The organism is Anoxybacillus andreesenii (assembly GCF_030813005.1).
Taxonomy (GTDB): domain Bacteria; phylum Bacillota; class Bacilli; order Bacillales; family Cytobacillaceae; genus Robertmurraya; species Robertmurraya andreesenii.
Window position 1 is genome coordinate 46,936 of the sequence record NZ_JAUSTU010000021.1, and the last position, 6,497, is coordinate 53,432.

Annotated in this window: 5 protein-coding genes; all 5 read right to left on the minus strand. The window is 37.1% G+C overall.

What is annotated here, in order from left to right; genetic code table 11:
• Positions 1-91: 91 nt before the first annotated feature.
• Positions 92-871 carry an SDR family NAD(P)-dependent oxidoreductase gene (locus J2S07_RS17275; RefSeq protein ID WP_307151655.1) on the minus strand — a complete coding sequence of 260 codons (780 nt, stop codon included), beginning with the start codon at positions 869-871 and terminating at the stop codon, positions 92-94.
• 32 nt (positions 872-903) lie between these two features.
• Positions 904-1,893, minus strand: a complete 990-nt coding sequence (locus tag J2S07_RS17280; RefSeq protein ID WP_307151656.1) for a Gfo/Idh/MocA family protein — start codon at positions 1,891-1,893, stop codon at positions 904-906.
• Positions 1,894-2,006: 113 nt separating this feature from the next.
• Positions 2,007-3,773, minus strand: coding sequence for a thiamine pyrophosphate-binding protein (locus J2S07_RS17285; protein ID WP_307151657.1), 1,767 nt, complete (start codon positions 3,771-3,773; stop codon positions 2,007-2,009).
• 138 nt (positions 3,774-3,911) lie between these two features.
• Positions 3,912-4,697: an enoyl-CoA hydratase/isomerase family protein gene (locus J2S07_RS17290; RefSeq protein ID WP_307151658.1), complete on the minus strand. Its 786-nt coding sequence runs from the start codon at positions 4,695-4,697 to the stop codon at positions 3,912-3,914.
• Between the two features lie 269 nt (positions 4,698-4,966).
• The gene (locus J2S07_RS17295) at positions 4,967-6,391 is read right to left on the minus strand and encodes an aldehyde dehydrogenase family protein (protein WP_307151659.1); all 1,425 of its coding nucleotides are present in this window, start codon (positions 6,389-6,391) and stop codon (positions 4,967-4,969) included.
• Positions 6,392-6,497: the final 106 nt, after the last annotated feature.

The following is a 6,497-nucleotide window of genomic DNA, read 5'->3' on the forward strand; positions in this document are numbered from 1 at the left end:
AATTTTCTACTATTAATTTTATGAAATACTTATAAAATGGTAATTATTCAGAATTCAAGATCCATAATTTCAAGAATTGCTAGATTAACGGTTATGCCAATATGCCTTTTGAATCTATTTTTGGCATTGTTGTTACTGAGTAGCCACCGTCCAATTTAATCGAGTCTCCATTGATGTATGCTGCATCAGGCGTAGTTAAGAAATATACAATATTGGCCACCTCATCCGGCATCCCTAATCTTCCCATTGGGATAATACTCTCTCTTTTTCTACGTTCTTCTTCATTTTTAATCATATGGGAAATCATCGGTGTTTCAATGAATCCAGGGCATATAGCATTTGCTCTTATGTTCTTCCCCGCCCATTCAAGTGCTGTTTGTTGTGTTAACATAAGGACAGCTGCCTTGCTTGCACTGTATGCTGCTTTTTTTGGTGAAGGAGCCAACCCAGCCATAGACGCAATGTTAACAATGGATCCACCACCATTAACTAACATCACTCCACCAAATACTTGTGTACAAATAAGCGTGCCTGTCAAATTGACATCGATAATTTTACGCCATTCTTCTATTTCAACTTCCTCAATCGAATTAATAGAAGAAAGAATACCAGCACAATTGACTAATACATCAATTTTTCCAAAATGAGACAGGACGGTGTCACGGGCTTTTTCTACATCAGATTTATTTGTAATATCGCATTCGAGTAAAAGCGATTCTGGTGAGAAATCTTCTATGCTACGTTCCATATTGCTCATTTTTAGATCTAGGAGTACAAGTTTTGCTCCTTCTCTATGAAAACGCCTAACAATACTATTGCCAATCCCCCCACTAGCCCCTGTAATAACGACAACTTGTTGGCTATTACTCATATACATCACTTTCCTTACCCAGAAATAAAGGATTAATTCAATTGCAATTTCGTACCGTGGCTTGCTGATTCATAAATTGCTTCTATTACCTTCATATTCTTAATAGACTCTTCAGGTCCATACCATAATGTTTTACCTGTGAGAATACAGTCTACAAAGTGTATTACTTGTTCTGTATATTCATCAAGTTGGAATTCGAAAACATCCATTATCTCCTTTGCATCCTTTTGAATAACTAAACTAGGGTGTCTAAATGGCCATGAAATTTTAATGCTTCCTTTTGTGCCTGTCACTTCAACAACCTGTTTATGAGTGCTTTCGATTGAACTTGAAAACTGTGCTAGTCGATCACCAGGAAAACGCATTACAACTGAGCTTGTTAAATCAACGATATTATCTGGAGCAAATTTCGAAATCGCATGAACTTCAGTTGGTTCCTCTCCCATAATAAATCGAATGGCATTGATGCAGTATGAACCCACATCATAAAGCGACCCACCACCCATATTTGGATTTAAACGAATATCATTTGGATTTTCAACTGAAATTGAATAATGTGCGTTAACATTTCTGATTTCCCCAATATGTGAAGAATCTAAAATCTCTCTAAGACGATGCCATTGCGGGTGACAGCGAAAGGCAAAAGCTTCCATAAAGAGAACATCGCTCTTTTCACATACGGCTACCATTTCTTCTGCTTCTTCAACATTAAGTGCCACAGGCTTTTCACAAAGGACATGCTTCCCAGCTTTAGCAGCTTTAATTGTCCACTCCTTATGCATATTGTTCGGCAAAGGTATGTAGATTGCGTCAATCTCTGGATCATCTATTACCTCTTGATAGCTTCCATAAACACGATGGATTCCAAAATTTTCAGCTACGAGCTTGGCCTTTTCAATATCTCTACTTCCAATAGCTAGCAACTCTGAATTCCTTTCTGCCCTAATGGCAGGAAGCAATCTCTCTTTTGCACATCTGGCTGTGCTCAGAATACCCCATTTAACTTTTTGACTTACCTTCAATTCATGTCCTCCTTTTCTAATGAGATAAATAGCTTAATTGGTTCTCACTTAGATTTATTTAAAAGTAGAGCTAAGAGATTGATTCTTATCCCTGCTATTACATGCTTTAAAGATTAATTTATGGAAACTACTGCGTGTGATTTTTTTTCATTTGGCGAATAAATATCCATTATGTTCCAATGCCCTCCTGTTGGAGTTGGAACATTCACCATTGATACATCAATAACAAATGGTTTCTTAGATGCCACTGCTTTCTCTAATGTAGGTTTAAAATCTTCTGCAGATTCAATTTTTACACCTTCCACACCGAATGCACGGGCAATTGCAGCAAAATCTGGAGAATATGGTTTTCCATCTTTATAGAAAATGGTTCCAAATGTAGTGTCAAAATGTGCTTTTTCAAGTCCAGCAATGACCCCATAAGAGCTGTTATTCATAATGATCCAAATGACAGGAATATTTTCCTCAGCTGCTGTGGCAAGTACAGCTGGATTTTGACCAAAGCCCCCATCACCAACTAAAGAAACTACTACTCTATCAGGTTTAGCAACCTTTACTCCTAATGCTGCAGGAGAACCGAACCCCATTGTTGCAAATCCACCAGGAGTAAGAACAGTTCCGGCTTCATAAATAGGAAATCTTTGAGCAACACCATTCTTATTCCAACCCACATCTGTTGTAATATAAGCATCCTTTGGTAATACTTCGCGAGTTTCTTGTAGGATTCGTTCTGGTCTCATTGGGAAACAGTTGTTTTTAATATGTTCTTGGTTACTTTGAATAAACGCCTCCTTGTTTGCCGCGATTTCCTTTTCTAATGTTGGATTTTGGACAGGAACTGGAACCATTTCTTTTGCTACCTTATTCAGAACTTTCAATGATTGCTTTAAGTCTGCAACTATTCCGATTTCAACAGGATAGTTTCTTCCAATCTCTTGTGGATCAATATCGATATGAATCAACTTTGTTGGAGGGAAATTGAAAGTGTACTCTTCCTCCCAGGAACTGGAATCCGCTTCACCAAAACTAGTTCCTAATGCAAAAATATAATCTGCATTACGGACTTTTTCATTTGTAAACTTTGAACCCCAGAAACCAACAAGTCCCATAGCCAAAGGATGGTCATCGGAAACAGCACCCTTACCCATCATCGTATTAACAACGGGAATTCCCATGTGGTCTACTAGATCTCTTAATTCCCCTGAAGCGTCTGCTAACATAATGCCTCCACCTACTAAGAAGAGTGGATTTTCAGCATTTTTAAGAGTCTTTATAATCTTTACGGCGGTCTCTTGATCTATCGATGGTTTATGTAGTTTTGGATTATGGTAGGTTAATCGTTCGAATAATCTCACATCAATCTCTTTTGAGAAGATATCCATTGGAACTGATACTAACACCGGTCCAGGCCTTCCATTTTCCGCCAGTTGAAAAGCTTTCTCAATGATTTCTGGGAACAAATCTGGTCTCTCTACCCTCCATGCGCGTTTTACTATTGGACGTAGGATTTCATATTGAGAAGCATCCGAATATAGATTTACTTCTTGAAAAGCGTTTCTACCGTAATAATGTGAAGGAGCATCACCGGCAATAATAACTATCGGTACATTATCTAAAGCAGCGGTTCCTATTGCAGTAATGGTATTTGTTAATCCAGGACCGATGTGACTTAATACAACGGATGCCTGTTTTGTTACCCGTGCATAACCATCAGCCATATGTGCTGCAATTTGTTCATGACGAGTATTGATAAATTTAATGGTGCTGTTTTCTAACTGAGAGAGGAAGGCTATATTCGTATGACCACAAAGTCCAAAAATATGTTGAACCCCTTTACCCTCTAAATACTTCACTAGTTGTTTCGAAATTAATTTTTTCATCCACATCCAACCTCCTTAACACATATGCAAAATGTTCTACAATATTAAATGGAAAAAGTTATATAGACAACGCTTACATTTCAATATTTAATATCCCTTTATTTTCAGTATTTGTAGTGGTCGTTATGACCAACGCCCCTAATGTCCTGAAAATTCAGGAATACGTTTTTCTAAAAAAGCGTTAATTCCTTCTTTATGATCATGAGTTGCTCTCAAGATCGTTTGAATTTCATTTTCCTTTGCTAGTATTTCCTCGAGTTTTGTATTAGAGAAGTTATTAATTAATAACTTTGAGTAAACAAGTGCTTGAAAAGGACCATTGCTAATTTCCTTTGCTAGTTCCATCGCTCGGTTATTTAGTTGACCCTTTGCGACAATTTCGATGCTAAACCCATAGTTCAAAGCTTCTTCAACTGTTAATTTAATCCCGTTCCAAATCCACTGTTTCGCTCTCCATTCACCTACAATTTTAGGAAGGTAATAATGAATGCCCAAGTCTGGTATTAATCCTACGTTCTTAAATGAAAGAATAAGCTTTGTACCTTCCTCAGCAACAATAAGATCTGATGCCAGAGCTAAACTGAAACCCGCACCTGCAGCATAGCCATGTATAGAACTTATAATAACCTTTGGCATTCTTCGTAGTCTTTCAATTATGATTGAAGACAGTTCCATATTTCTCTTGATGGCCACTGGATCATACTCTTTCATGTTTGCCATCCCTTTAACATCACCACCGGCACAAAATGCCCTACCCTTTCCAGCAATAATTACAACTTTTATATCTGGGTCTGTTTCAATTTCATTAAGCACTTTTAAGAATTGCTGTTTTAATTTAGTGCTTAATGAGTTTAAATTGTTAGGTTCATTAAGATATATGGTAGCTATTTCTTTCTGCTGTTCAAAAAGAATCCTGTCATTCATTTATTTCCCCCCTTTATAAAAATAGTGATAAAAGCTCTTATTTTATTATTACACACTGAATATTTGCAATTTTCGTGCCAAAATAAAACACTTAAAAAAAGATGTATTGTCATTTTACTGTTCAGATACTAAACATTCTGTTGTTAACCTTGTAATTATTACAAACGCGCAATATACTTAGGCAGATCTTAATCGGCTTTCATTACCAAAAAAGAGAGTGATAAAAGCTCTAAGTACTAAAACCTTTATCACTCGGTCTAGACAAATGATTAGTTATTAATTTGGTATACAATCATTTTTGTTTCTGTCATATCTTCGATGGCATAGCGTGGACCCTCACGTCCAATTCCACTGTTTTTAACGCCACCATATGGCCAATGATCGAGTCTAAAATTCGATGTACCATTTATCACAACCCCACCAACATCTAAGGATTGTGCAAATTTATAGGCCAAATCCATTTGATTGGTAAAGATTCCTGCTTGAAGACCAAATTCTGAATTATTTGTTGCCTCGATTGCTTCATCGATAGTTTCATAGGGAATAATACTAGCAATAGGACCAAAAACTTCATCACAAACCACTTTGCTTCTGTGTGGTGGATTTAATAATAGGGTAGGATGAACGATAGCATTCTCTCTTTTTGCACCGCAAAGAACCTCCGCACCCATACTAACCGCTTCATCAACCCAATCAATCATACGCTGTGCATTATTTTCATCAACCATACTTCCCACATCGGTATCAAGCAACAATGGATCGCCAACCTTAAGAGCCTGAACTTCCTCTCTCATAAGATTTACAAAATCATTCAACACTGATTTTTGTACATAAATTCTCTGTACTGATATGCAGCTTTGTCCTGAATTACTAAATGCGGTTCTTGCACACATTTTAGCTGCTTTTACTAAATTAGCATCGTGATGAACAACAGTTGCAGCATTACCTCCTAGCTCTAGTAGAACTTTCTTAATGCCAGCTAACTTGCAAATATTTTTACTCGCTACAAGTCCTCCAGTAAACGAAATAACATTTACGCGATCATCTTTTACAATTTGCTGCACCGCATCTCTTCTACCTAAAACCATATTAATAGATGTTTTCGGGAATCCTGCTTCCATTAGTAATTTGACGAATTCAGTTGCAACTAATGTAGTTGGAGTTGCTGGTTTAAAAATTATGCTGTTTCCGGCAGCAAATGCAGGGCCAATTTTATGAGCAACTAAATTTAACGGTGCATTAAAAGGTGTAATCGCTGCCACGACACCAACTGGAACTTTAAAAGTTACTGCTATTGCTTTTGAACCACGAGATGAAACATCACCAGGCAGTGTTTCACCAATTAACCTTTTTGCCTCTTCTGCTGATAATTCTAAGGTTTCGACTGAACGAGCAACTTCATCGAGTGTAAAACGCATTGGTTTTCCTAGTTCAAGAGAAATAATTTTTGCAAACTTCTCTTTTTGTTGGTCTAAAAGAGTCGCAGCCTTCTTTAAGATAGCAGCTCTTTCGTGTGAAGGAATTTTTGCAATTTCCTTTTTTGTAGCGAATGCGGATGAAATAGCCCTTTCTACATCTACTTCAGTGGCTTGAAACTGTTCACCAATTATTTCTTTCGTGTACGGGTTATAAACAGGTAAAGAATTTTCATCATTGCAGACCCATTCACCATTAACATAGGATTGTGCTTTCATTTATAAACCTCCCTCGTATAGTAAGTTTAGAATCCTCTTTCGAGGTAATTTCCAGTTCGTTTATTGCTCTTTGATAACTTCATAGATGGTAGTTCAGATAGTGGGG